Source organism: Thiomicrospira sp. S5 (assembly GCF_003991075.1).
GTDB lineage: Bacteria > Pseudomonadota > Gammaproteobacteria > Thiomicrospirales > Thiomicrospiraceae > Hydrogenovibrio > Hydrogenovibrio thermophilus.
Map to the genome: position 1 here is coordinate 278,477 of NZ_CP014470.1, position 23,300 is coordinate 301,776.

Here is a 23,300-nt window from a genome sequence, read left to right on the forward strand (position 1 = left end):
TTTTAAGGCATCAGTCGATCGAGAAAGACAATCAGCAGTAATAAAATAATGCTGGCTAAAATCGGCGGCCAATAACGGGGTTTGGTGATTGTGATTCTTCTGTGGGTTTTGGTCGGGGTTGGCAGGTCTCCCTTATAAATCCGCACGGCTTTAATGAACTCGGCGTCCATGGTTTTGCTTAAGCCTTTCACCATTTTTTTGGCATCGTTCAGTGGGTATTTTTTGGCCATCGCACGGGCGAGCGAATTCATATTGCATTGCTGCAATTCTTTCTGGCGTTGCTCCAGCGGAAGGGTGAGCAACCAGTCGATGATTTCGTAATCCAGCTCGGTTTTAAATTCTCGTTTGCCCATAGCGGCATACCCAGTGACAGGTTTTTCGGGGTTTCAATGAACCGGTTTGCGGTTCGGGGGAGTTATTTAACTTTATCACAAAATGTATCGGCAGGGGATAGCAGAAAATGACTAAAAAATGGATGGTGAGTGTCAAAGAGAGGGTGAAAGCGGTGAATCGCCTTCGAGGATAATGGTGCGGATGGGGAGACTTGAACTCCCACGGGTTTTATCCCACAGAGACCTGAACCCTGCGCGTCTACCAATTCCGCCACATCCGCATGATGTTTGGAAGGCGCATTATTATCAATGGCTGTGCGCTTGTCAAGCGGGAAAAGATGATTGAATAGGGGGGAGAGGTTTTTCCGGGGCCGGAAATGAAAAAGCCCGAGAAAACTCGGGCTTTAAAGGTGGTGCGAGCGGAGAGACTCGAACTCTCACACCAAAGGCACCAGAACCTAAATCTGGCGTGTCTACCAATTCCACCACGCTCGCAAAAATGTGGTGGCCACACCTGGAATCGAACCAGGGACACAAGGATTTTCAATCCTTTGCTCTACCGACTGAGCTATGTGGCCGTATTTTGATTTGGCGTATTATAGAGAGGGGGTTTCAGGCTGTCAAATCTTATTTTAAAATTCTTCAAAATATTCTCTTGTGACAAATCTGCGACAAATTTGTGCCAAATTTTTATTCCAAAACAAAAATTAGAGTAAAAGACTAATTTAACTTGAATCAACCGTCCTGAGCCAATCTAGAAAAGGCTATTCTTTTATAAATTCAAATAGCTCTTCAATACGGCAATCAAAAAATTCACATAATTTATTTATCACTTCAAGATCAACTCTTGTAGCGGTTTCTTTATATAAACGAGTAATAGTCCCTCTATTTATACCTGTCGACTCTGCAACATCAGATATTTTGAGCTTCCTATCCCCCATTAATCGAGACAAATGACACTTAATCATTAAAAAATGCTCTCCTGAAGATAAAAATGACTTGCAAATATGTTTTTCTATGCTAAATTATGTTCTACAGAAGATTGTTTATGTCTTCTGTAGAGCATTTATTATCTATTTAGCAACAAGAGGTAATCATACCATGAACTATACATACCTAACCACCGATGAATTAGCAGAACGTATTAAGTACAACGCAAGAACCATCCGTAATGAGTTAAAAGACAGCGTTCTTCTCGAAGGCCGTCATTACATTCGTCCATTCGGTCAACGCAAAATCCTGTTCATTTGGGAAAACATAGAAGAAGACATGGGGCAAGCTTCTAGCACATCAGCATACGCTATTCCTCTATCCTCCGGTGTTGTTCAACTATCTCACCATTAATTAAAGGAAATTTAAAATGGGACATATTAGACATCGAAAAGAAACTGGTACTTTGTACTTTGATTTCCAAGTTAATAAGCAACGTTGCCGAGAACAAACAACCCTTCCCGACACAAAAGCCAACCGTAAAAAGTTGACGATGATTATGGATCGTATCAAAACTGAGATTACTTTGGGCACTTTTGTTTATGGCAAGTATTTTCCGAACAGTCCAATGGTGGAGAAGCTGGCTAAGTTGGAAGCTAAACAGGCTGGGAATTATCGGAAAACACCTTTATTCAAGGACTTTTGTGAGGAGTGGTTTTCTGAGATGGAGCCTTCCTGGCGGCAATCGACTGCTTTGGGTTATCGGCAGTATTTGGATAAACGGCTAAAACCACATTTTGGAGAAATGGAGGTCAGCCAAATCACTAAGGCCGATATTCTTAAGTACCGTTCCAGCGTCGCCAAACAATCGGACGGTAGCTTAAAACCCAAAACCATTAATAAGTTCATCAAGTGCTTGAATATGATCATGAGTGAAGCGGCTGACCGTTTTAATTTTACGCCACCTCATTTGAATATCAAACCCCTTAAAGAAGAGAAGGTTCATATTGAACCTTTCTCTATTGATGAAGTGAACCTGATTCTGCAAAGAGTTCGTCCTGATTGGCGGGACTATTTATTGGTGCGGTTCTTTACGGGGATGCGTACCGGTGAGATTGATGGTCTGAAGTGGGAGAATGTGGATTTCACTCGTCGTGAGATATTGGTTAGAGAAACCTATTCTTTAGGTAAGTGGGAATACACCAAGAATGATGGTTCACAGCGAGAGATTGAGATGTCTTCATTGGTGTTCAACTGTCTATGGGAGCGATATAAAAAACGTGATCCTGATATTGAAATGGTATTCCATTCAAGAACCGGAGAGCCGGTCCATACCCCGAACTTTTTAAGACGAGTATGGAAACCTTTATTATCCCATTTGCATTTGAAATACCGTAAGCCTTATCAAACCAGACATACCGCAGCAACACTCTGGTTGGCTGCGGGAGAAAATCCGAACTGGATTGCCAAACAGATGGGACACAGCACCACCAATATGCTGTTTTCTGTCTATGCACGTTATGTGCCTAACCTGACTCGTAAAGACGGTTCAGCAATGGAGCGTATGTTAGCAGCGAAGGTAGAGGGCTTTCATGGCGAGATAAGCTCTCATCAAGAACCAGGTTCGGCTCAACCAGAGCTCGAATCACCCGAAGCTTCTGAGGCGGCTTTTTGGGATCAATTCATCACTGGACCTACATCTCATTCACGTAATCCTATCGGAGGTAGACAATGAATCGTTTATCAACTGATGTAAAAACAAATGCTGACAACTATTCAGCGATTGAGTTATTAAAAAGACAACACCCTGGTCTCACCACAGCTAGTGAAATGACCGTTTCTAGTACTTCGGGAAATGGAGAACGATCATTTGCTATTCATTCAGATATTGCTATTGAAGACCCCAGAGTGATCAAACGTTTGGTTCATAGCTTAATGGTGTGGTTCAAATTACCTTACAACGATGCCCTGCCTTTTATTCTGGGATATGGATATTGTTTAGATAATGAATCGGCTTTGACTTTATGGGTAGAAGAGCAGTTGAATGAATTACATATTAATTCACCAGAGGTGTTTTCAGATTTGTCACAACGTTTAGAAAAGCATTTGTCTTATTCAAATGGGGAGTGGTTGTCATAATGAATTTTTCTGTATTAGATAAACAATCGATTGCCACTCAGGGCAAACAATCATTGGGATACTTGGGCGTGTTGTCCAAAACACCCGATTATCCGTTTAAGGCTTATTGTTATGTTGGACAGGATATGCACAACGGCCAATCCAGACATTTTTTATTGGACGATTCGGTTTATAAGCAATTAGTCGATGAAGTGAAAAACACAGCGCTTGAGGATCATGAATATTTCTATCTTTGGGCACTAAGTGATGACCATGGGCATTTACTGCAACACAAGCTGTTTAAGCTGCCAATGCCCTTGCATGACTTTAATGCTATCTATCAGCACTGTTATAACGTTGAGCATTTATTGTTGTTGGTGCAGTTTGGGCATTCTATTAAGAACGATTCTTTGAAGACGTTCTTTTGGAAGCTATTTACCAATGTTGAGTTGATGAAGAAGTTTGTATCAATTCCAGCCAGTAGAGAACATCACCATAGTTTTCCTGGTGGGCTATTGGCTCATTCCTTGGAATGCATGATGATTGTGTATCGTAACCTGAAATCAATGAATATAGTTAGTCAAAATGAAGTGGAGGTGACGGCAGTATCAGCCTTGCTTCATGACATAGGCAAAACAGAAACAATCAATCAGATAGGACATACTTTAACCGGATTCATGCTAAATCATGAGCAACTGACCTTATCGATCATTGCAGAAGCGCTTGCTGGACTGAATCAGACATGGCATCAAGGGGCTTTAACCTTACAGTATTTACTGACGTGGCAACGCAAAGATAAGTTCAGTCGATATGTGGGGGGCAATTTGATTAAGATGGCAGACCAGTTGAGTACCCGTGGATCCCTGCATGAAATGGCGTTTGTGGATAAGCCTGAGTATTTTAGTTTTGCGACACTGGAAACATCCAATGCTCAACACAAAATCAACAGGCTTATTTGAAGCCTCCCCCCCTATAGTCAATCAACTATATAGTTGATTGACTATACAAACAATATCTACTAAATTAGTGTCTATTCACACTTTCATTGTCTCATCAAAAATCCAAAACACGCCAAAAAACAGAAATAAAATTACACAACTTAATGCCAAACCGAAATATTTCTGTGAGCTATCCATTGCGATTTTTTCAGGTATTGCATTGAATACTTTGGGGCGACAAGTGGTTCCTTCAAAAGGGAGATAACCCGAAAAAAAGGTCAAATTTCGATAATGCAAACGATGTTGATAGCAAACAATTGAGTCAGCAGTGTCCGGGTCAATCTTTACATGATAATTGGTATCGATAACGGCTGAAAACCGCTGTTTTTGTTGGTGTAAATCTTGATAAAAACCAACTGACAAAATAGACGAAATCACAATTATCATGACCGCGTAAAACAACGTGATATATTTGGGTATAGATGTGCCTTCCAATAAACTTTCAATATTTTCTTTCATCATGTTTACCTCATTAAATAGTATTAATCAACTTTGAAACAACCTATATAGGATTGCTCCGACACAAAACAACAACCCGGCATTGGCTATGCGATTAGGAATAAATTTCAGTTCCAATAAATCATTGGTACTAAAAATAAAAGGTAAAACTCAATATTAGGAATGCTCAGCATATAAGCAGCTTTTACGGCTCTGAATAATGCATCATTCATCAGTATTCTGTTTTTCATGTTCACCACAAGTTTTCTCCTTCTTTTTGCTTCGCATCTTGTCCACAACTTTCCAATAAAAATTTCCTGCTATGGCAAATAATGCAAGGCCTAGCATTGTCCAAGATAAAGGGATCATTTTGGTGCCTAACGTTTTTTGATCTGTTTTCGCTCGCTGAATGGCATCGAATTTTGTTTGAGAACACTTCAACTCAGGGGCATAAGGCAAATAGCCACCAAATACCCTAGGATTTGGATAAAACAATTTACCCTGATTACAAAGGCTCCTTTTTACTTAGTCTGTTGGCAGGGCGTGCTCTGTCTGTAACTGCTTGAAAAACACTGTCTGTAATTTCTGAACCTTCTCAGCATCTTGGTCATTCAAGGTCATTCCAGTCGCGAAAATAAAAATGCCCGTACCTGCAAATAAATAGGAAAGCCAATTCCCAGTTGGCGGGTTAATCAGGCGTTTAAATAGTGTGTTTTCTTTCATATATTTCCCCATATAAGTTCACGATGACCGTATTAAAAGTGCAGCCACGAGGCTTATTTGATAAGCATCAAAAAAACTCTTGATACCTATACAGGGTGGCGAATTGGATTAATCCGAAACTTTTTGAACTGAAATTTTCTATGTACAATAATTTATAAAATTTATCAAATATAACTTGTTGTTATTATTAACATTATGCTTTTTAAATTTAGCGCCAATTAAAGGTTTTTACATTCCTAATTTTCCATTCTCCCTTGTGTTGTTGAAACAACCGAAAAAGGAGAAGGAAATGTACATTTCACAGGCGTTACGAGAGATTCATCAGAGTGCTAATCTCTGGAAAGTCAAACATGCTATCGAGGAATCAACCACACACTCCAAAGATGAAATAAATAGGTTATTTCAAACGCTACAGGTCACGAATAACTGCGCTTTTCTCATCGATATACTTGAACGCACAGCACAAATGGATGAAGCAAAGACTCTATTAAGTGACTTACCGGTTGCAGAGGATTTTCAGGTGGCTGTTGAATTGGCCAAAGTCATCGTGGAAAATCACTATCTCGATGGATTACTGTCTGAGATGCCGATTCTAAAATTCGATCATTGGCTAAAGAAAGCGCTCGATATTCACAATCTGAAAAAGGCAGATAGAAGCATAATCGGAAAATGGGTATTCAATGCGCTACATTCTTATTTTGAAAAACACCCTGTTTATACGCTTCTTGCATACCCTTATATTTACTCTGACGTCAAAGAGGATTTTTCTCTAAGCCTTAAACAAAGGCTTATTATTAATGCTGTTGTCATTAACCTTTATCTTTCCTTCTTTAAAGATCAAGGGGAAACCCCGGAACAGTTCAAAGCGAGGACTGTTGAAATTCGTCGCATTGCTCTTGAAAGCAAATATGTGTCGTTAAATTTTTCTAATGTTACGAGTTTAAGTGACTTAAAAACCGTTTTAAAAACTTTGCACTATACCCAACCAGACAAGGATGCATATCGAGCGATTGGTAATTACATCGAGCGGTTTTTATTAAAAAAGCCGTTTACCGAAAGAGGCAAAAGCACTGGGAAATCGACTCCTAGGAATCAAAATCCTTTCTTAGGTCATGGCTGGGGGTATGTTGATGAAACGTTTAGAACTCTGCAATTAACGGATAGTTTGGATGAGGATAATATTTCGATATTATCCTTTGATCCAAACCTTTCCCGAACATTGGACAACGAGCCTGTCAAAGCAAGCGACTTTGCTCAACAACGGGTACTGGTTGAACGACACTTCCCGAATTTTGAATCCGTCTTTATCGGCAGAAGAGGGGCTGAAAACTATATCCGACTCTATAACCAGTTTCTTTACGATAATTGCGATGAATCAGAAATCAAACAATTGATAACTTTTTTAAAGAATACCCCAAGAAGTATGCGGTACGAGGAGTTCCGTGCCTGCATTTACATCGTTTTATGTTTAATGACGGGCTTTCCGTTAGATGGTAATGCCAGTATCCATATTCACGAATGCGAATACCAAAAAGAAAAGATACGCATCGGTAATATGAATATCTTCATTCAAACAAATGAAATGGAAATATTTAACTACACGGTGACATTAAGTATCCCCGTACTATCGCCAGGACAATCCAATGCCTATGCCAAAGCCCCATATCTCTATGAGACTGTTGATATCAACCATCTTAAGGTCATCCTGCATAGTGATGTATCCGACCTGATTATTCGCTTTTACAATCAATTTAAGGACAAAGCAAAAACAATCAAGTTTGAAGGTTATCAAAAACCAGCATTAGTCACAGCCTTTAAATCGGTACTGGAAAAGGCTGGTCTAGACCCTAGAGTAACTCCAGCTTACCTTACACATTATGTACAGGGGTTGGCTATCCGGTACAGCCGTGGAGATCTCTGGCAAGGACTGGCGTTATCCAATAAAGACAAGTCGCTAACCATTGCGCAAAAATTCTATTCAACAATTAGGCATAAAACGTTGTATGAATTAGTACAACAGCTTTCATTGAAACATTTTGCCATCCACCATAATCTAGTCGCACATCATCCAAACCTACGAGACTATTATGGAAGTGACTTACTTCCTAAAAAGTCTTATTTGATAAAAATCACGAACGCTTGCTATAGCTTCCTGGCTCGACGACAAGCCCTTGAAAAACTATCCATAAACGATCTTGTCGATGTTATTAATGTCATGGGGTTCTATACACAGTGGATCATTTCATTTTCAACCGCTGCACGAAATAGCAAAGTCTCTAAACCCACATTAAATTGTGTCAGTTCTCAGGGCTATTGTCGATTGAATGACAAAAGTCGACACAATGGTTATCAAGCCAAAATCCTGTATTTATCGATAATCGCGCGTCAACAGATAACTGCCTATGATTTGTTTATTCAAAAGCTCTGTAAACTTGAAAATATTAAGATAGATTTCAAACGTACCGATGAATACTTGCTCGTCGATAAATACACTTCCCGAAATGGTAAATATCGCCTGGTTACCATGCCCTTTTCAATGCGAGTGGCACAGAGCTTAGTGTCCAAAATTGAACAATTAAACTTGCCTTTTTTAAACGAGCTCATCCCCAACGCTGCACGCCATTTCCTTCGTTCCAAAGCCTTAAATGATGGATTGCCGCCTGAAGTCATTGATGCCTTATTGGGACATTGGCATATGGGTTCAGAACCTTGGTCCAGTTATGGACTTTTTGATTTTCAAGGATTTCGCTCAGCCCTTGAGCCCTTCATCGAAAATATCCAAAAAGAACTTAACATCCAATCCACAATGTGGGAGAAGTAATATGGCACATGATGAAACCCTAACGCTTATTCAACAATTTTGGGAAGGTAAAACGACAAAAGGCACACTTTCCAAAGAAGAACTTGACCAGGCTAGACGTCTCATTGAACAGCATTTCCCCAGCGTTAAAAAAGGGAGTACGATGAAATCACATCGCTTACTAAGGCTTTATACCTCACTACTTTTAGGGCAAGTTTTTCCGGACAAGAAAGAACTCAGAAATCAAATTGAACGTCATCGTGTCCTATCAGAGCACTTGAGAAATCATAAAGAACTGACGCCTGAAAACAAAAAACTCATTGCTGATGTGCTTAATCACCTAATAGATTATGGTGTGACTCGTGGAATCTGGAAAAATAAGTACATACTTAACATAGCCATTATTCGTGGAGAAAAGAATCCTTTCGCAACGCAACAACAATGGCAAGACTTTCTGCTCGCTGAGAAACTGGTGCTCGCCTTCCGCCAAGACCAATCTAGCCATGACAATGAAAGCGACAAAATCATTGCCAGGATTATCTTTAGCCTAATGATTGACAGTTTTCTTATCCAAGAAAAACATCTCAAGAGCGTATTGAACGCCTTAACAAATAAATCCAATATCCATTTTCTGGCGGGTCTGCCTTTTGTGGAGTTTCCTTTTGATGGTTTAAACGCCAGAACCAAATGGTTTATTGCACCTCAAACGGTGCGACTATTTGTGCCTCTAGAGGTCATGATGCCTCTAGAGGACAACCAAAAAATCGTGGCACTACTAGCGGATTACTTTGTACCGCTAGTGGCCTTTCCTAAACAACTCCCCACCAGGTTATCGGGCTGGATAAAACTCGCCAGTCAATATCTACGAATGCAACTTCCCCCATTCATTCATGCCATTGCACGTGGACAGTTCGAAAGCCACTCTCTTTTTGCACATGCCTCCAACCGTATTTTCAGAACGGATCTTGAGACACCACAAAGCGGTTTCAAACAGTTTGAAATCGCAAAAGAAAAGCGGCCGGAAAAAAACACTAATCACTTCTGGCGTGAGATTCGCGCTTTCTTTAATCATGCTGCGCGAGACAAACAATTAGACAATATCTATCAAGCAGGAGCAGCATTACTCAATGCACCGTTACCGGATATAGAACAAGATATCGACGTGCCAGGACATCCTTATGACAATTACCTGCTAATGCTGGAATGGGGGTTACACCAATTGCCCTCCTTAAATTCGAAGACTTCATCGCCATCTCCCACTAAAGTACTTAGTTACATGGATGCGATAGCTGGAAAACTTTTTGCCTTGGCGGAAAACGCGCCCATTGAAAAACTCTCATCAGATGCCAGATTTGAACTTTATACAAGTGTCGTCGAACTCGCCTGTTCACCCATAAATCGCAAATCCATTTTGTATTCATTGAAGAAGTTTGATAATTGGCTGGTGTCTCATAAAAATGCCGAGCCGCTAGAGGATGCAGAGGAACTTTTCGCCGAAGCCAAATCAACGCAAAATGCCGTCAACGCAAACTTGATTACCTTTGATGAGTACCAAGCTACTAAAAACCTACTTCTTGAAGCTTCATCAACATGGCCTCAAGGTCATTTTAATTACCCTAAAGCCGCGCTTATTTTCTTAATCTTAGGGTTTAAATTAGGCCTTCGCCGTTCTGAAATCGCTCAAATAAAAATCAATGATTTGATTATCGAGGAACCAGAAAAAGATAAATATGGGTATGAATTAAAGCTAGGATGTGTGAAGCAAATTGCTATTCGAGAAAGTCATCTTCGACAGCTAAAGAACGCTAATGCAAAACGTTTTCTCAATGTTGCTGATTTTTTAGATAAGTCAGAAATTGAGCAAATCACTTCATGGTATAACGAAGCTGCTAGAGGCAATAGAATTGACACAGGCAAAGGGTTTCTGTTTTCTCTTGATGAAAACAAGCAAAGAGCAATATCTAGCAGTTTGGTGACGACACCTTTACTAGATGTTATCCACCAAGTGACGGGAGATAACACTTTAAAGTTTCATCAACTTCGACACTCCTTTGCCAGTTGGTTGATGCTATCGGCTATCGGTGCTGAGAGCAACATCGATTTTTCTGGCTACTTTCAACACTTACCCAAGACAAAAGAATGGCTATTGCCTAAGAACGTCGAAGATCGAAAGAAACAACATTTTGGGCATCATGATTTGTCCAAAAAATACACTTACTGGTTACAAAAAAAGATAGGTCATGCGAGTATTCAAACAACGCTGGTGAATTATATTCACTTCATGGATATTGCCATTTCTGGCTACCAATGCCGTTCATGGCTCAACTCCCTTATCATAGCTGAAGAGCTCATGATGCCTTACAGTACTTTAGCGAAGAAAAAAGGCGTGGCTAGGATTCAAAGCATGCTGAACCATTTTAAAAAACAAGCGAATCATGGGAATTGGTTATTCCAACGTAGTCACTATCACACGCCAAAACGAGATTGGGAAATACCAAAAAATGTCCATTTCCCAAAAGTAGATTTCCTCCTGGAATACCCGTTTATGCAATCCTACCGCATTTATGAAATGATAAAGAATGACGACAAGATAGCGCAGAGAATAGCGCACATAAGTTCATCGCTTAAAATCCCTATGCTTCACATTGAGACCATTCTTGAGGTGTACGAGAATGATGAAAATATCCCTCATATGCGAGGAAAAGTCCCGGATAAGGATTTATTCGAAATTTTACAGAAGATTAATGCTTGCTTTCCTGAAATGTTGGAACTAGATACCAATGTCAACGTCGCAGACGTATTGGGTGAATACCCAGATTGGTATGAGTTTACTTTAATAGTAGCCGATCTCCTTTATTTTGAAAATCGTTCAAATGCGTCAGAATCCAACATGTCTCACCTGTTGCTTTCTTCGGGCAAAGCTAAAGAATATGGCAGACCACTTGTAGAGATACTAAACCAGATGAAGCTACCGTATGAAGTCATTTTGAGGCACTCTACAATAAGGACAAAAAAAGAACTTCGAAATTTTAAGCTGTTTTGGACTACAGCCCTTAATCTCCCCAGTGACAAGATGATTACCCTTCGTCGCGATGGAGAAAAGAAAAAAGGTGAATATGATAGAGTGGAAATCAAGGTTAACAAACATAATGGGCGTCGAAATGCTGCTTTTTACTTTATTTTTATTCAGCTGAATGCTCATTTTGGGGCCATGTACAAAATTCAGGAAAAAGAAGCCGAAATAGCTAAAAAGAACTCTTACTATCTTTGAGGTTACTAGCTTTGTGATCTCTCAATCTACACAAATAAAAATGCCTGCTCATAGCAGGCATTTTAAACAATCTAGTCTTCTTTCTTAAGCGAATCCAATTCTTCTTGGGTTGGCTTGATTTGATAAGCAATCCAAATCCAGAGCGCAAAAAAACCGATTGCAAATAGCAACACCATTAGCTTGATCATTCTCCCTCCTACAACTTAAAGCTTGCTTCATTTTATTCAAATTATCAATATCAGTTTAGCACCTGATTACAAGAAATTTGCTTATTTTTAGATGGGAGATTTACCAACTTTTTCTTATTCATGGTTATGCAAGAGTAAGCACTCAGGATCAAAGTTTAAACTCTCAGCTCGATGCTTTGAATGCAGCTGGCTGTGAACAAATCTTTGAGGAAAAAATTACTGGTAAACAAAAAGACAGGCCAGAATTAAATGTTTGCCTGCGTACTTTGCGAGAAGGTGATGTGCTTGTTGTTTGGAAATTAGATCGACTTGCACGTTCGTTAAAAGACCTTGTGGAAATTATTTCTGATTTAGATGAGTGAATAAAAAATCGTTTATTAAATACAATTTTTATTTGACAGGTCGTAGCTTTTCCTGTTTAATGGAAATCGTACAAACAAAACGAATAATAAATTAAAAGGAGTGGCATTAATGAAAACTCAAATCCAAAACTTATGTACTTTTACCGCAGGCCTACCAAATTCTAAGTTTGATAAGGGTGCTTCAACTGAGCAAGCTTCCACTCTACTTGTCACTGGTTCTGCCATAGGCGCTTTAGGTGAAGTGCTTACAGCGGAGCTTCAGTCTGTAACTGAAAAACCAGACCAAAATTACAATAAGTACTACCTTAAAGCTGGAGATGTATTAATCCTCTCAAGAGGCTCTTCAATTCGTGCTGCATTAGTGACAGATGAACTTGCCTCTTCTCGCTTACTTGCTAATGCAACCATTACGGTTATTAGACCAGACTCAACTAGGTTACTTGGTGAGTTGTTAGTCACGTTTTTTAACTCAGAATTAGGACAAGCCACTTTAACTTCCTTACAACAAGGAGCGGCGATTCCTAGCCTGCCTTTAAAAGACTTAAAGCAACTAGAAATCTCTGTACCAGACTTGAACACTCAAGAAAAGATTCAGCAACTCTTTCATGCCAATATCACCGCTTATCAAGACACGATTGCTTTGGCAGAACAACAAAAGAAAACTTCAACCACCGTTATGCTACAGATGATGCAAGGAGCCTAACCATGAAAGACATTTATCTAAAAACAATTTCGTCAATTATGGAAACGCTTAAAGGTGTTATGACACCAGAGCAAGAACTGGATTTAATTTCGGTTATCGCCTTTGTTAAATCGCAAGATGAAGAAGCCTTTGCAAGATTGTTAAATGTTGGCAAATTTTCATTGGTGGCAGAGTTTAGAGAGCTTATCCATCAACTCTCCAAAGCACATGCTAATTGCCTAGATGCTGTCCATTTTGAAATTGATTCTGAAGCACTCTCGAAACTGCTCATAAAAATGAACGAGCTTTCAACCTTGGATGGCTTTACCGAAGTCTACCGCAATGCAGTGCAAAAAACTCTTGGTATGCGGGGTGGCGACAATGTTTCTAATTCCAATGAGGCACATTTAATTCAAGCACTGCTTGGCGATGTAAAAGATAAAACGATTTATGACGGTGCTGCTGGTCTAGCCAGCACGACATCATTACTAAATGCAAAACAGTTATGGTTACAAGACATTAACATTAATACGGCTCAAGCAGGCTCAAGATTGCTCAAAATGGAGGGTCAAGCTTTTACCTACTCAGTCGGAAACTCACTTGAACACCCTTCTATAAAACGGTCTAGCTGTGATTTAGCGGTCATGTCTCCACCATTTGGTATGCGACTAACATCATTAGAGAAAATAGAAAATCAACCCTATTTACTGCCTGACATTTCTGCCAGAGTACCCACTAGTGGTTCAGACAGTCTTTGGTTGCAGTTAGCACTTTATAGCTTGAACAAAACAGGTAAAGCATTTATTACCCTTGCTCCTGGCTGGTTATTCAGAGGCGGCTACGATGCTAAGGTCCGTGAATATTTAATTGAACACGAATTAATAGAATCGATAATCATGCTGCCACAAGGCTATTTTAGTTATACCCAAATTCAGGGTGCGTTAGTTATTCTGCAAAACAACAAACCAAAAGGCACGCCGATTAGATTGATTGATGCTCGTGATCTAGGAAGACAATCCCGAAAAGAACTTATCTTGGAGCGCAAAGATATTTCTCTGATTGCTGACCTTTATGCTGCAAAAGCCCATAACGAGAATATTTGTAAAGACATTCCGTTATCTGAAATCCGAGCCAAAGACTATAACTTAAGCTTTGGAAGCTATTTTGTGAAAGCAATCGAAGAGATTGAGTTAAACCCTGAAAAAGAGCTTCAAAAACTGGCTGAGTTAACTCTTAAACATCAACAATCACAACAAAAACTGATGCAACTTTTAAATGAGTCAAAAGGTTAGTAAAAATAGAGCGTCCCCCTCCGGAGGGGAAGGCCGGGAGTTCGAATCTTCTCGGGCGCGCCATCTATTTTTCGAACTTAGTTCTCAGTCCTGATTTTTACATCGGTGGCCGTCTTGCGCCAACTTTGGTGACATCAAGTTCAAAAAAAGTGACTGTATCTTTTTGTACTTGCAAATTCTAATTTCTCTTTATTTTCGATATCAGAAGCTGCGGAGCGGCAATAATATAGTGTGCAGACAATGATGGTGTGTATAGCTATAATTCGACACTTAAAAATGAGTCCACAAAAGCTTGTTGGTAGGGGGCGAGAATTCTTTTTTTCAGATATGCGCAGTAGGTTGTCGAATGGCTGAGTTCTTCGCTTAGAAAATGTGATTTCAAGAGTGGTTTGTCGTTTTCCTCCAGCGCCATCTGGGCGATAATTCCGATGCCAAATCCTCGGCGGACATAGGTTTTGATTACATCTGCATCGGAAGCGACGATTTCGAATTCAAATGTAGGATCGATTCGTTTTAATGCATGAGAGACTTTGTCGCTATGGCTGAACCCTTTTCTATAGGAAAGTATGGGGAATTCCAACAAGCTTTTTAAACTAAGGTCGGTTTTCCATACGGGATGAGTTTGAGGGGCGACCAGCAGGTGGGACCATTGATAACCTCTGATAGCTTCAAGTTCTTCTTTATTGGACAGTACTTCGGAGCAGATTGCGATATCGATAATATCTTTTCTGAGCATGTTGTATAGGTTTTCCGGAAAACTCTCTTCAATATGAAATTTTGTTTTTGGATGGTTGCGTTTAAAGATCGAGAGTACATGCGGCAGAATATAGCGTGCTTGAGTATGGGTAGTTCCAAGTCGAATACACCCTTTATCTGGTTCCTTTATAGCTTCACTGATCGTGCGAATGTTTTTCTGAGCCATGCAGATGATTTTTGCCTGTTCGAGAACCTGTTCTCCTGCCATAGTAAAAGATACCAGTTTTTTTGAATGGCGTACAAATAGCGGAAAACCAAGTTCGTCTTCCAGTAGCTTGAGTTGTCTGCTGCCCGCTGACTGGACGATGTGAAGGTTCTGAGAGGCTAGTGAAAGATTTAAACTGGTTTTGTTCAATTCAATCAGAAGTTTAATCTGTGTCAAATTCATTTTTATATCTCTAAATTAGATAGACAGTTCTATTAATATCATTTAATTAAATATGTTGCAATCGATAAAATGACCTTCAAAGTATTTTGGGGGTTTTTATGTTTTTTACTATTTATCATTCCGGTGTGCGAAGCCGGAAAGCCAAAGAATTTGTTGTTGTTTTATTCGTTTTGAGCGGTCTGACCTGGCTTGTAAAATCGGTTGGAAATGTTGGTTTGTTAGGGCTTGGTATTGCTTTAGGACTTGTTTTTCATTATTTCAGTTTTGGCTTTGCAGGTTTTTGGCGGCAGGCAATTCTCGAGAGAAAAACGCGGGGTATGCGTTCGCATCTGCTTTTACTTGCATTTGGAGCTGTGTTGTTTTTCCCTTCGCTTGCTCTCTTGCCGGGGATGGGGTATGACGTAGTCGGAGCGGTGCGGCCTTTGGGGTTGAACGTGTTAATCGGTGCTTTTATTTTTGGGGCGGGAATGACTTTGATTGGCAGTTGTTCTTCTGGGACTTTAAGGCAAATGGGGGCGCTGAACTGGCGTTTCTACTATGTTTTTCTATGGATGGTTGTTGGAGGAACTCTGGCAGCATCGCAGATGAGTTTCTGGCTTGAGCTTCCGGCTTTTGGTACCTTTTCAGCTGCGACCGATATTTCCTGGTACCTTGGCCTGGCGATGCATTTAGCATTTATTCTTTTGCTTTATAGTCTGTTGTTGCGCTGGGAACGAAGCAGTGATGATGTGGTTGAACCGCTGGTCAATCGAAATCGCGTATTGCTATCCTCTCCTTTGGTGTTGGCAGTATTTTTGTTGGCTATTTTGAATTATTTGGTTTTATTGGTCAGTCAATATCCCTGGGCGATTAGTTGGATATTTCCTAAATTAGGTATTCTTGGTATTCAGGCATTTTCATTGCCGGTTGATTGGGAGTTTTGGGAGTTCACTGCGCAAAACGAGGTCGGATTATCTAAAAGTGTACTGAATGATTCGATTATGCTGACTAGCCTGGGAATGGTTATAGGTGTCTCCCTGGCTTTTTGGGGGCAGGCATTCTGGAGTAGAGATGAATCAGCGAAAATTCACGAACCAAAGCCGCTCTGCAGTGGCTGCGAATGGATGAAACGATTGATTTTAACTTCGGTTACCGGAGTTCTGATGGGCTATGGTGCTGTCATTGCATTCGGTTGTAATGTAGGTGGATTCTTCAGTGGGATTATTTCTGGTAGTTTACATGGCTGGTTATGGATGTTTTCTGCTTTGCTGGGAATGAGTTTTACTCTGTTTCTAGGCCGATGTTTTCGCGGTTCTCCAATATTGAACACATAAATATTAATTTTTTCTTTTCGGTTGAAGAAAAATGTTTTTCAGCCGAAATCCAATCTTTATTTATCCCTTCTTGATATCCGTTTCGTACTTTATTTTTAACCGTTCTTTCCGTATCTCTATTATGAAGTCAATTTTGTTCGTTTGCCGTTTGTTGGATATTGTTCAGATGATAAAAAGGCCCGGTTGAAATGATGAGCCTCAAAAGGAGAAGCCGGGCCGAAACGGGGTATTAAATCAGCAGAGTCGATAAGAAGGGTTCAGGGCTTTGAAAAAGTTTGTATTTGAACGAGAAGTAAATTGTTCTGTAAGATGGTTGTCGTTCCGTAATTAACTTTCATCTTTCCAAGTATTTTGTTCAATCTCTCCTTTTTTCATCGGGTAAACCCACATTTGATACAGAGAAGTGAAAAGCATGACTGCTGATGCCATGCTATAGCCGAATCCGCCAATAATGACAAGCCAGGCGAAGTTAGGATTGATTTTGGTCAGCCACCAGGCACTGATGTCCATAATCAGAAACAAAAACGGAAAGATGATCAGTCCTGCTTTAAGCCACCTGTTGAACCCTACACTCATAGAAAAGATAAAACCGACGAAAAAGAAAATGAACGAAATCCCGAAAAGATGAATATGGGATACCCGTGTCAGGTTCTCTATCGAAGCGCCTTTATCGGCTTGTGCCAGTTCTGAGATGGTTTCATATTGGCTGATATTTGGTAGTGTTGGCATATGGGCGTGGCACATGGCACAGCGCTTTTCGACAATGGGTTTTATATTGGCTTGCCATTCTGTTTTATTTGCACCCTCGCGAGCCCATTTAATTAGGGCGAGTCGCTCTTCGGGAGGAGCTTTATCCTTCATTGAACCGTTTAATTTGCTTTCAATTTTTGAACCGGTCGGATTGCCGTAATAGCTGTATACAATGTCGTCGACCGAGATTCCCCATTTGCCGTCGGCCATTCCATGTGTGAGCATAATCTGCAAGCCTGCCATTAGCAGGCCGAGTCCTGCTACCAGAATATAGCCGGTGAACAATGATTTGACGGGAATAGACAGGCTGGGAAGGTTGAACCAGGAAAGTTTTTGTTTCATTGAATTAGAGTTCCTTTTCACTTTTGAACGTTTTACATAAAAAAAGAACATTCATGGCTTAATCGTGTGTTTAAGCCGTGAACGTTCAAGGGGTCGCCGAGGAGGAGGATATCGGGACAACGTAGAAATTGTTTTGAATGGTTTATTTGTGTTATTGGGTCTTGTTATCTTTTGTCTTTAAAGAAACGCCAGCCACTAATCATTGTGCTGACCATCGATTGGCGCGACATTATGTCTTCGCGAATTGCAACATAGACGTGAGCAATGACGAAAACGGTAATGATCCATAATCCTAGTCTGTGCCATGAATGTACGTCCTGGCTTTGCCCGAATAGTGGAATCACCCAACCGAATAGTGCATTTGCCCAGCTTCCCGGACCGGTGCCTTCTCCGTATAGTGCGAAACCTGTAAAGATCATTAGGATCGAGCCAAGGACGAACATAAAGAACATCGCTAGTTGCGCCATAGGGTTGTGACCTTCATGTTTTGCAGGTTCGCTTTTCAGGAAAAGGTACCATTTCAGTTCGTCGATGAAGCCCTGCCACCATGTTGAGCGCCAGACGGGAACATAAAATAATTCGCGGGAGTGATGGTTCCCGAAAAAAGCCCAATAAATGCGACCGGCGAAGCCGATAGCAAAAATATAAGCTGCGCTGAAATGCAAAAAGCGAATGGTTCCCATTAGATAATGGTCGGAAGCTTCTCCGCTCATCGTCGGCAAAGGGTTGCCGATAAAATAGCCAGTTATGCCCAGCACGAGGATGGCAATCATATTAATCCAATGCCAGATTCGTACGGGAGCTTCGTACACATAAACCTTTTCGATACCTGTTAAGTTTGTGTCGCTCATTAGAGTTCTCCTGTTTCGTTATGTGTCTGCGCCCGACGCTTGCATCGAGCGCAGACTTTTTTCCGTTATCGAATTTTAACGGTTGCCATTTCTTCGCCTTCCTCACTCATAACATGCGTCGAGCAAGCTAGGCATGGATCAAAGCTGTGAAGGGTTCGGAGAACTTCAACAGGCTCTTCAGGTCGTTCCATTGGAGTTCCCATAAGAGACGCTTCAAAAGCGCCTATATTTCCTTTGGCATCCCGTGGAGAACCGTTCCAGGTTGTCGGTACGACGCACTGATAGTTTTTAATTTTGCCGTTCTCTATTATGATCCAATGTGCAAGAGCGCCTCGAGGAGCTGCGACGGTTCCTACGCCTTTGGCATGCTCTGGCCAGCTGGAAGGATCCCATTTTTCCGTGTTGGCTGTGCTTGTATCGCCGTTTTTAATATTGCTGATCAGCTGATTGAAATCATCCCGCATCATGTCTCCACAATATTCTGATTCCAATGCACGGGCTAAAGTTCGACCGATTGTCGATCCTAAGAACGCTTTTAGATTTGTTATGTCTTGATGGTTTGGGTCGAGAAGACGACAAACGGCATTGAAGCGTTCTAAGCTGCTGTCTACTTGAGTTCTTACATATTTCACATTTTGTACATATGCGAGGATGTAGCGAGCTAAAGGACCAACCTCAACGGCATGACCGCGCCAGCGAGGTGACTTAATCCATGAGTATTTGGCTGATTCATCGAGTTCACGAATATCTGTCTTAGTTCCCTTGGTTCCTGAACCAAGCTCATAATTCGGTTCGGTAATACCGTCCCACGGATGAAGTCCTTTGGTTTCGTCCGGGTATGTGTACCAGGAGTGGGTAACGAACTCCTGAACCTGATCGGGGTCTTTTGCGTCAACAGGATGAACTTTTGACCAGTCGCCATTAATGATGGCGCCACCAGGAAGTTGATCGGTTGATTTGTCGTAAGGAACTTTTGGATAGGCACCGTAATCCATAACATCAGTAGCCGATAGACCGCCGCCATATAACCAGTCTCGATAGAATGCTGCAATCGCGATAACATCGGGTACATAAACGTTTGTGTTAAAGGCGCGGGCTTCTTCGATGCGAGCTTTGACGAAATTTAGACGTTCCATGTTGATAGGCGCGCCTGCAGACATATCGCCGTCCATGTTAATTGCACAGGGAACCCCTCCAACCATGTAGTTCGGATGCGGGTTTTTACCGCCGAAGATGGTATGAATTTTGACAACTTCCTTTTGGAAGTCGAGAGCTTCTAGATAGTGAGTAACCGCCATAAGATCTGCTTCAGGAGAGAGTTTATAGGCCGGGTTATCCCAGTAACCGTTTTTGAAGATACCAAGTTGTCCCGAGTCAACGAATTTTTGGACTCTCGTCTGAATATCTTTAAAGTAGCCGGGGCTGGATAGAGGGTGGTGTGGTGACACCAGTTTTTGTAATTCCGAAGTTGCTTTTGGATCCGCCTTCAAAGCATTAATCGGGTTGACCCAGTCAAGAGCGTGAAGGTGGTAGAAGTGTACAACGTGATCGTGAACTTGAAGCGTTTTAGCCATTATTTCCCGAATTAAAGTCGCGTTATCGGGGATTTTAATATCAAGAGCGTCTTCAACCGCTCGAACTGATGCTAAAGCGTGACAACCTGTACAGACTCCGCAGATGCGCTCTACGAATGCCCATGCATCGCGTGGATCTCTGCCGCGCAAAATTACTTCCAAACCACGCCACATTGTTCCAGTAGAAACGGCATTTTGGATGACATTGTTTTCGTCGACGTTGATTTCGCAACGCATGTGACCTTCGATACGGGTGACAGGATCAATGACCACACGGCGTCCGGAGTTGTCCATTTTATAGTTGTTTGGTGTATTTAATACGCTCATTGTTATTTATCTCCTTTCTTTTGAGCAGCTTTTACGGCGCTCATTGCAGCGTGGGCGACGGCGGCTGCGCCGACAATGCCGACAGCAGTTTTACCAACATCATCGGCTGTTGCTTCAATACCAAATGCGTTCATATCCGTGTCGCGCGAATAGAAGGATCCTTTGTCCCAGAAACCGTCTTCGGAACAGCCGATACAACCATGTCCAGCCTGAATCGGGAAGGAGGTTCCTTCGTTCCAGCGAACGGTTGAGCAGGCGTTGTAAGTTGTAGGGCCTTTGCAGCCGACTTTATAAAGGCAGTAACCTTTACGAGCGCCTTCGTCGTCCCACTCTTCCACGAATTGACCGGCATCGAAGTGAGGGCGGCGGTAGCATTTGTCGTGAATACGCTGCGAATAGAACATTTTCGGACGACCTTGACGATCCAATTCCGGAATGCGGTCGAAAGTGAGCATGTAAGTAATAACGCCGGTCATAACCTCGGCAATAGGAGGGCATCCCGGTACTTTGATGATTGGTTTGTCGTAACCGCCGCCAAGGAACTTGTGTACCGGAGTGGCTTGCGTTGGGTTTGGCTTTGCTGCTTGAACACATCCCCAAGATGCACATGAACCCCAGGAGATGATCGCTTTGGCATCTTCGGCCATCCATTTCAACTGTTCCGAGAAAGGACGTCCGCCGATGATGCAGGACATTCCGTCCTGATTAAGTGGAGGGTTCCCTTCGACGGCAAGAATGTAATTTCCTTTGTATTTTTCCTTGATCTCTTTCAGGATCGCTTCTGCCTGATGACCTGCGGATGCCATGAGAGTGTCGTCATAATCCAGAGAGATCATTGATAGCACTACGTCTTTTGCCAGAGGGTGGGCTGAACGGATGAATGATTCCGAGCAGCAGGTGCATTCCAAACCGTGTAGCCAGATAACCGGTGTGCGTGGTTTGGTTTCCATCGCATGAGCGATTTTATTCGCATAGGCGGGACCAAACCCCAGTGCTGCCGCGGTGAGGCTGCAGTATTTCAGAAAGCTGCGACGGGTAATTCCCTGACGTCGCATGACTTCGTAGAACGTTTCAACTTGTGATGACATAGAGATCCTCATTATTTTTTAAATTGAAATTGATTAGATCTAACTGACATAAGCCAGAAGCAGATACTTTCTGAGCATATGTTGATTGTTCGTTGTTAGCACCGCTGATGCCAAGGTTGAAAATATTCTTGTTTTTCAAAAGTTAAGCGTAGTTTTTTAGTCAAATTGATGGAGTCTTTTTGGAATCTTTTATTCCGGTTTCATTCTGTTTTGGAAATAAAGTTGCCAAAAAATAAACAGTTAATCGTTTTCTTTTATAAGCGGCTATAAAGGTTGCATAGATTTTTTTGATTTTTTGTTTTTGCGAAAATAGCTATGATTTTAAAAAAGTGAAAATTAAATTACCGATTTGGAATGAAAATGAAAACTTTAGTTTTAGGGATAGGCAATTTGCTATGGGCAGACGAAGGGTTCGGTATTCGTTGTGTTGAATATATGGACGCGGCTTATTCTTTTGATCACTCTGTGGAGCTTATGGACGGAGGAACTCAGGGGATCTACCTGGTTCATCATGTACAGGAAGCCGATAACTTGATTGTTTTTGATGCGATTGATTATGGCATGCAGCCCGGGGAAATCCGCGTCGTCGTAAATGATGCGGTTCCAAACTTTATGGGGTGTAAAAAAATGAGCTTGCACCAAACCGGCTTCCAGGAAGTTTTATCTACAGCCAAATTAATGGGGGGCTACCCTAAGAAACTTGCCTTGATAGGTGTTCAGCCTAAATTACTGGAAGATTTCGGAGGTTCTTTAACTCCTGAAGTCGGCGAGCAGATAGAACCATGCGTAGACATCGCCGTGCAATTTCTCGAAAAATGGGGTGTGAAATACCGGAATAAAGAGAAACTTGAAGAAGGGTTGGTGGCCAAGGAGCTGAATAAAGCGAAGTATGAATCCGAGCGTCCTCCTGAATGGATGGCGAACCGGGTCGGCGATGAAAGAGTTCTATCTAGTGAACGTTATCGTCTGCGAGATGCCCCCCTGTATGAAGGAATCAGCAATGTGAAGCCTGTTCCTGTAGATGGGCGAAAGTTATTTGAAGGATCGGAGTGATGTGTATTGGTGTTCCGATGGAAGTTTTGTCCTGTGACGGTCTTGTTGCGTATTGTCGTAACCAAGAAGAAGGGCGCGAGCAGGAAGTGGATATGTCACTGCTTGGTGAGCAGCCGGCCGGTACTTGGGTGCTGGTTTTTTTAGGTGTTGCCAGAGAGGTGATAGAAGTGGATGTTTTAGATCAGGTTTTGCGGGCGAGAAAGGCGATGAGCGTTGCTCTTGAAGGGGGCAACGTAGATGCCTTTTTTGCCGATTTGATCGATCGAGAGCCCGAATTACCCGATTTTCTAAAAGAAGAGAAGAGAGAAAGCTGTGCCAAGAACCTTAATTAACAAAATTATCGAAGATCAGGGGTTGAAACGCCTGACTGAAGTCGAGTATCAGGATTTCATCGATTCCAAGCCGGTCAGTATGATCGTTTTTATTGGTGATCCGAAGCGTTATCAGGAGGCAAATGATTTGATTGTTGTTGTACCTGAGTTGATCAGAGCTTTTCCCAACGCCTTTGACGTCGGAGTGGTTGACGAGACGAGCGAACGTACACTGGCGCAGAAGTATGGAATCACCATGTGGCCGGCTCTGGTCTTCCTGAAAAACGGGAAATACGTTGACATGATTACCCGAATTCAGGACTGGTCTGATTACATGGATGAAATTCCTAAAATTTTGGATAAGGTGCCGACTTTTGCACCTTCCATTGGTATTGGTATAGAGGTGAAGTGAA

23 protein-coding genes and 3 tRNA genes are annotated in these 23,300 nt (G+C 41.7%); 13 read left to right on the forward strand and 13 right to left on the reverse strand.

Going from position 1 to position 23,300, the window contains the following annotated elements; all coding sequences use genetic code 11:
* Positions 1-2: 2 nt before the first annotated feature.
* The 5 genes from AYJ59_RS01265 to AYJ59_RS01285 all read right to left on the reverse strand — a co-directional run bounded on the left by AYJ59_RS01265 (position 3) and on the right by AYJ59_RS01285 (position 1,300).
* A complete protein-coding gene (locus AYJ59_RS01265; protein WP_127119104.1) occupies positions 3-353 on the reverse strand; it encodes a hypothetical protein in 351 nt (116 codons plus the stop codon).
* A 173-nt stretch (positions 354-526) separates the two neighbouring features.
* A tRNA-Leu gene (locus AYJ59_RS01270) sits at positions 527-613 on the reverse strand.
* Between the two features lie 130 nt (positions 614-743).
* Positions 744-827 (reverse strand) — tRNA-Leu (locus tag AYJ59_RS01275).
* 7 nt (positions 828-834) lie between these two features.
* Positions 835-910, reverse strand: a tRNA-Phe gene (locus tag AYJ59_RS01280).
* 186 nt (positions 911-1,096) lie between these two features.
* On the reverse strand, positions 1,097-1,300 hold the full coding sequence (locus AYJ59_RS01285) for a helix-turn-helix domain-containing protein (RefSeq protein WP_127119105.1): 204 nt from the start codon (positions 1,298-1,300) through the stop codon (positions 1,097-1,099).
* A 133-nt stretch (positions 1,301-1,433) separates the two neighbouring features.
* On the opposite strand from AYJ59_RS01285, the gene AYJ59_RS01290 reads away from it, so the two are divergent.
* From AYJ59_RS01290 to AYJ59_RS01305, 4 genes are read left to right on the forward strand one after another with little or no spacing between them, the layout of a single operon-like run.
* Positions 1,434-1,676 carry a hypothetical protein gene (locus AYJ59_RS01290; RefSeq protein WP_081836923.1) on the forward strand — a complete coding sequence of 81 codons (243 nt, stop codon included), beginning with the start codon at positions 1,434-1,436 and terminating at the stop codon, positions 1,674-1,676.
* Positions 1,677-1,692: 16 nt separating this feature from the next.
* The gene (locus AYJ59_RS01295; RefSeq protein ID WP_127119106.1) at positions 1,693-2,997 is read left to right on the forward strand and encodes a site-specific integrase; all 1,305 of its coding nucleotides are present in this window, start codon (positions 1,693-1,695) and stop codon (positions 2,995-2,997) included.
* The gene (locus tag AYJ59_RS01300) at positions 2,994-3,401 is read left to right on the forward strand and encodes a hypothetical protein (protein ID WP_029939101.1); all 408 of its coding nucleotides are present in this window, start codon (positions 2,994-2,996) and stop codon (positions 3,399-3,401) included. Before AYJ59_RS01295 ends, AYJ59_RS01300 begins: the two co-directional genes overlap by 4 nt.
* Entirely contained in the window at positions 3,401-4,339 is a 939-nt protein-coding gene (locus tag AYJ59_RS01305) for a TraI domain-containing protein (protein ID WP_029939100.1), read from the forward strand. Before AYJ59_RS01300 ends, AYJ59_RS01305 begins: the two co-directional genes overlap by 1 nt.
* Before the next feature lie 75 nt (positions 4,340-4,414).
* Here the strand turns inward: AYJ59_RS01305 and AYJ59_RS01310 are convergent, their stop codons facing one another.
* From AYJ59_RS01310 to AYJ59_RS01320, 3 genes are all read right to left on the reverse strand, one after another.
* Positions 4,415-4,840 carry a hypothetical protein gene (locus tag AYJ59_RS01310; RefSeq protein ID WP_029939099.1) on the reverse strand — a complete coding sequence of 142 codons (426 nt, stop codon included), beginning with the start codon at positions 4,838-4,840 and terminating at the stop codon, positions 4,415-4,417.
* Between the two features lie 201 nt (positions 4,841-5,041).
* Positions 5,042-5,311, reverse strand: coding sequence for a hypothetical protein (locus AYJ59_RS01315; protein ID WP_127119107.1), 270 nt, complete (start codon positions 5,309-5,311; stop codon positions 5,042-5,044).
* Between the two features lie 30 nt (positions 5,312-5,341).
* Complete coding sequence (locus AYJ59_RS01320) at positions 5,342-5,539, reverse strand: hypothetical protein (RefSeq protein ID WP_127119108.1); 198 nt, start codon at positions 5,537-5,539, stop codon at positions 5,342-5,344.
* Between the two features lie 289 nt (positions 5,540-5,828).
* On the opposite strand from AYJ59_RS01320, the gene AYJ59_RS12910 reads away from it, so the two are divergent.
* The 5 genes from AYJ59_RS12910 (at position 5,829) to AYJ59_RS01340 (ending at position 14,134) form a co-directional block, all read left to right on the forward strand.
* Positions 5,829-8,360 (forward strand): hypothetical protein, encoded by a 2,532-nt coding sequence (locus AYJ59_RS12910; RefSeq protein WP_164730716.1) that lies wholly within the window; start codon positions 5,829-5,831, stop codon positions 8,358-8,360.
* A gap of 1 nt (position 8,361) precedes the next feature.
* Positions 8,362-11,610, forward strand: coding sequence for a hypothetical protein (locus tag AYJ59_RS01325; protein WP_164730717.1), 3,249 nt, complete (start codon positions 8,362-8,364; stop codon positions 11,608-11,610).
* 265 nt (positions 11,611-11,875) lie between these two features.
* The gene (locus tag AYJ59_RS01330) at positions 11,876-12,160 is read left to right on the forward strand and encodes a recombinase family protein (RefSeq protein WP_237260353.1); all 285 of its coding nucleotides are present in this window, start codon (positions 11,876-11,878) and stop codon (positions 12,158-12,160) included.
* A gap of 109 nt (positions 12,161-12,269) precedes the next feature.
* A complete protein-coding gene (locus AYJ59_RS01335) occupies positions 12,270-12,863 on the forward strand; it encodes a restriction endonuclease subunit S (protein WP_029939093.1) in 594 nt (197 codons plus the stop codon).
* A 2-nt stretch (positions 12,864-12,865) separates the two neighbouring features.
* Positions 12,866-14,134, forward strand: coding sequence for an N-6 DNA methylase (locus AYJ59_RS01340; protein ID WP_127119110.1), 1,269 nt, complete (start codon positions 12,866-12,868; stop codon positions 14,132-14,134).
* A 256-nt stretch (positions 14,135-14,390) separates the two neighbouring features.
* On the opposite strand, the gene AYJ59_RS01345 is transcribed toward AYJ59_RS01340, so the two are convergent.
* Positions 14,391-15,278 (reverse strand): LysR substrate-binding domain-containing protein, encoded by an 888-nt coding sequence (locus AYJ59_RS01345; protein WP_029939091.1) that lies wholly within the window; start codon positions 15,276-15,278, stop codon positions 14,391-14,393.
* Positions 15,279-15,376: 98 nt separating this feature from the next.
* Here AYJ59_RS01345 and AYJ59_RS01350 point away from each other — a divergent pair, with 98 nt between their 5' ends.
* A complete protein-coding gene (locus AYJ59_RS01350; RefSeq protein ID WP_029939090.1) occupies positions 15,377-16,591 on the forward strand; it encodes a YeeE/YedE thiosulfate transporter family protein in 1,215 nt (404 codons plus the stop codon).
* A 327-nt stretch (positions 16,592-16,918) separates the two neighbouring features.
* Here the strand turns inward: AYJ59_RS01350 and AYJ59_RS01355 are convergent, their stop codons facing one another.
* The 4 genes from AYJ59_RS01355 to AYJ59_RS01370 form a co-directional block, all read right to left on the reverse strand.
* Positions 16,919-17,683 (reverse strand): hypothetical protein, encoded by a 765-nt coding sequence (locus AYJ59_RS01355; protein ID WP_029939089.1) that lies wholly within the window; start codon positions 17,681-17,683, stop codon positions 16,919-16,921.
* Between the two features lie 164 nt (positions 17,684-17,847).
* Positions 17,848-18,534, reverse strand: a complete 687-nt coding sequence (gene cybH / locus AYJ59_RS01360) for a Ni/Fe-hydrogenase, b-type cytochrome subunit (RefSeq protein ID WP_029939088.1) — start codon at positions 18,532-18,534, stop codon at positions 17,848-17,850.
* A gap of 65 nt (positions 18,535-18,599) precedes the next feature.
* On the reverse strand, positions 18,600-20,435 hold the full coding sequence (locus tag AYJ59_RS01365) for a nickel-dependent hydrogenase large subunit (protein WP_029939087.1): 1,836 nt from the start codon (positions 20,433-20,435) through the stop codon (positions 18,600-18,602).
* A 2-nt stretch (positions 20,436-20,437) separates the two neighbouring features.
* Positions 20,438-21,523 carry a hydrogenase small subunit gene (locus tag AYJ59_RS01370; protein WP_029939086.1) on the reverse strand — a complete coding sequence of 362 codons (1,086 nt, stop codon included), beginning with the start codon at positions 21,521-21,523 and terminating at the stop codon, positions 20,438-20,440.
* 360 nt (positions 21,524-21,883) lie between these two features.
* Between AYJ59_RS01370 and AYJ59_RS01375 the strand changes: the two genes are divergently transcribed.
* From AYJ59_RS01375 to AYJ59_RS01385, 3 genes are read left to right on the forward strand one after another with little or no spacing between them, the layout of a single operon-like run.
* The gene (locus AYJ59_RS01375; RefSeq protein ID WP_029939085.1) at positions 21,884-22,576 is read left to right on the forward strand and encodes a HyaD/HybD family hydrogenase maturation endopeptidase; all 693 of its coding nucleotides are present in this window, start codon (positions 21,884-21,886) and stop codon (positions 22,574-22,576) included.
* Entirely contained in the window at positions 22,576-22,908 is a 333-nt protein-coding gene (locus AYJ59_RS01380; protein ID WP_029939084.1) for a HypC/HybG/HupF family hydrogenase formation chaperone, read from the forward strand. Before AYJ59_RS01375 ends, AYJ59_RS01380 begins: the two co-directional genes overlap by 1 nt.
* The gene (locus tag AYJ59_RS01385) at positions 22,889-23,299 is read left to right on the forward strand and encodes a hypothetical protein (RefSeq protein ID WP_051673459.1); all 411 of its coding nucleotides are present in this window, start codon (positions 22,889-22,891) and stop codon (positions 23,297-23,299) included. The genes AYJ59_RS01380 and AYJ59_RS01385 overlap by 20 nt, the downstream gene beginning before the upstream one ends.
* Position 23,300: the final 1 nt, after the last annotated feature.

What these genes read in the sequence shown, in the direction of transcription:
- AYJ59_RS01265 (WP_127119104.1), bottom strand. Translation starts at nt 353, where the DNA reads ATGGGCAAACGAGAATTTAAAACCGAGCTGGATTACGAAATCATCGAC.
- AYJ59_RS01285 (WP_127119105.1), bottom strand. Translation starts at nt 1,300, where the DNA reads ATGATTAAGTGTCATTTGTCTCGATTAATGGGGGATAGGAAGCTCAAA.
- AYJ59_RS01290 (WP_081836923.1), top strand. Translation starts at nt 1,434, where the DNA reads ATGAACTATACATACCTAACCACCGATGAATTAGCAGAACGTATTAAG.
- AYJ59_RS01295 (WP_127119106.1), top strand. Translation starts at nt 1,693, where the DNA reads ATGGGACATATTAGACATCGAAAAGAAACTGGTACTTTGTACTTTGAT.
- AYJ59_RS01300 (WP_029939101.1), top strand. Translation starts at nt 2,994, where the DNA reads ATGAATCGTTTATCAACTGATGTAAAAACAAATGCTGACAACTATTCA.
- AYJ59_RS01305 (WP_029939100.1), top strand. Translation starts at nt 3,401, where the DNA reads ATGAATTTTTCTGTATTAGATAAACAATCGATTGCCACTCAGGGCAAA.
- AYJ59_RS01310 (WP_029939099.1), bottom strand. Translation starts at nt 4,840, where the DNA reads ATGATGAAAGAAAATATTGAAAGTTTATTGGAAGGCACATCTATACCC.
- AYJ59_RS01320 (WP_127119108.1), bottom strand. Translation starts at nt 5,539, where the DNA reads ATGAAAGAAAACACACTATTTAAACGCCTGATTAACCCGCCAACTGGG.
- AYJ59_RS12910 (WP_164730716.1), top strand. Translation starts at nt 5,829, where the DNA reads ATGTACATTTCACAGGCGTTACGAGAGATTCATCAGAGTGCTAATCTC.
- AYJ59_RS01325 (WP_164730717.1), top strand. Translation starts at nt 8,362, where the DNA reads ATGGCACATGATGAAACCCTAACGCTTATTCAACAATTTTGGGAAGGT.
- AYJ59_RS01335 (WP_029939093.1), top strand. Translation starts at nt 12,270, where the DNA reads ATGAAAACTCAAATCCAAAACTTATGTACTTTTACCGCAGGCCTACCA.
- AYJ59_RS01340 (WP_127119110.1), top strand. Translation starts at nt 12,866, where the DNA reads ATGAAAGACATTTATCTAAAAACAATTTCGTCAATTATGGAAACGCTT.
- AYJ59_RS01345 (WP_029939091.1), bottom strand. Translation starts at nt 15,278, where the DNA reads ATGAATTTGACACAGATTAAACTTCTGATTGAATTGAACAAAACCAGT.
- AYJ59_RS01350 (WP_029939090.1), top strand. Translation starts at nt 15,377, where the DNA reads ATGTTTTTTACTATTTATCATTCCGGTGTGCGAAGCCGGAAAGCCAAA.
- AYJ59_RS01355 (WP_029939089.1), bottom strand. Translation starts at nt 17,683, where the DNA reads ATGAAACAAAAACTTTCCTGGTTCAACCTTCCCAGCCTGTCTATTCCC.
- cybH (WP_029939088.1), bottom strand. Translation starts at nt 18,534, where the DNA reads ATGAGCGACACAAACTTAACAGGTATCGAAAAGGTTTATGTGTACGAA.
- AYJ59_RS01365 (WP_029939087.1), bottom strand. Translation starts at nt 20,435, where the DNA reads ATGAGCGTATTAAATACACCAAACAACTATAAAATGGACAACTCCGGA.
- AYJ59_RS01370 (WP_029939086.1), bottom strand. Translation starts at nt 21,523, where the DNA reads ATGTCATCACAAGTTGAAACGTTCTACGAAGTCATGCGACGTCAGGGA.
- AYJ59_RS01375 (WP_029939085.1), top strand. Translation starts at nt 21,884, where the DNA reads ATGAAAACTTTAGTTTTAGGGATAGGCAATTTGCTATGGGCAGACGAA.
- AYJ59_RS01380 (WP_029939084.1), top strand. Translation starts at nt 22,576, where the DNA reads ATGTGTATTGGTGTTCCGATGGAAGTTTTGTCCTGTGACGGTCTTGTT.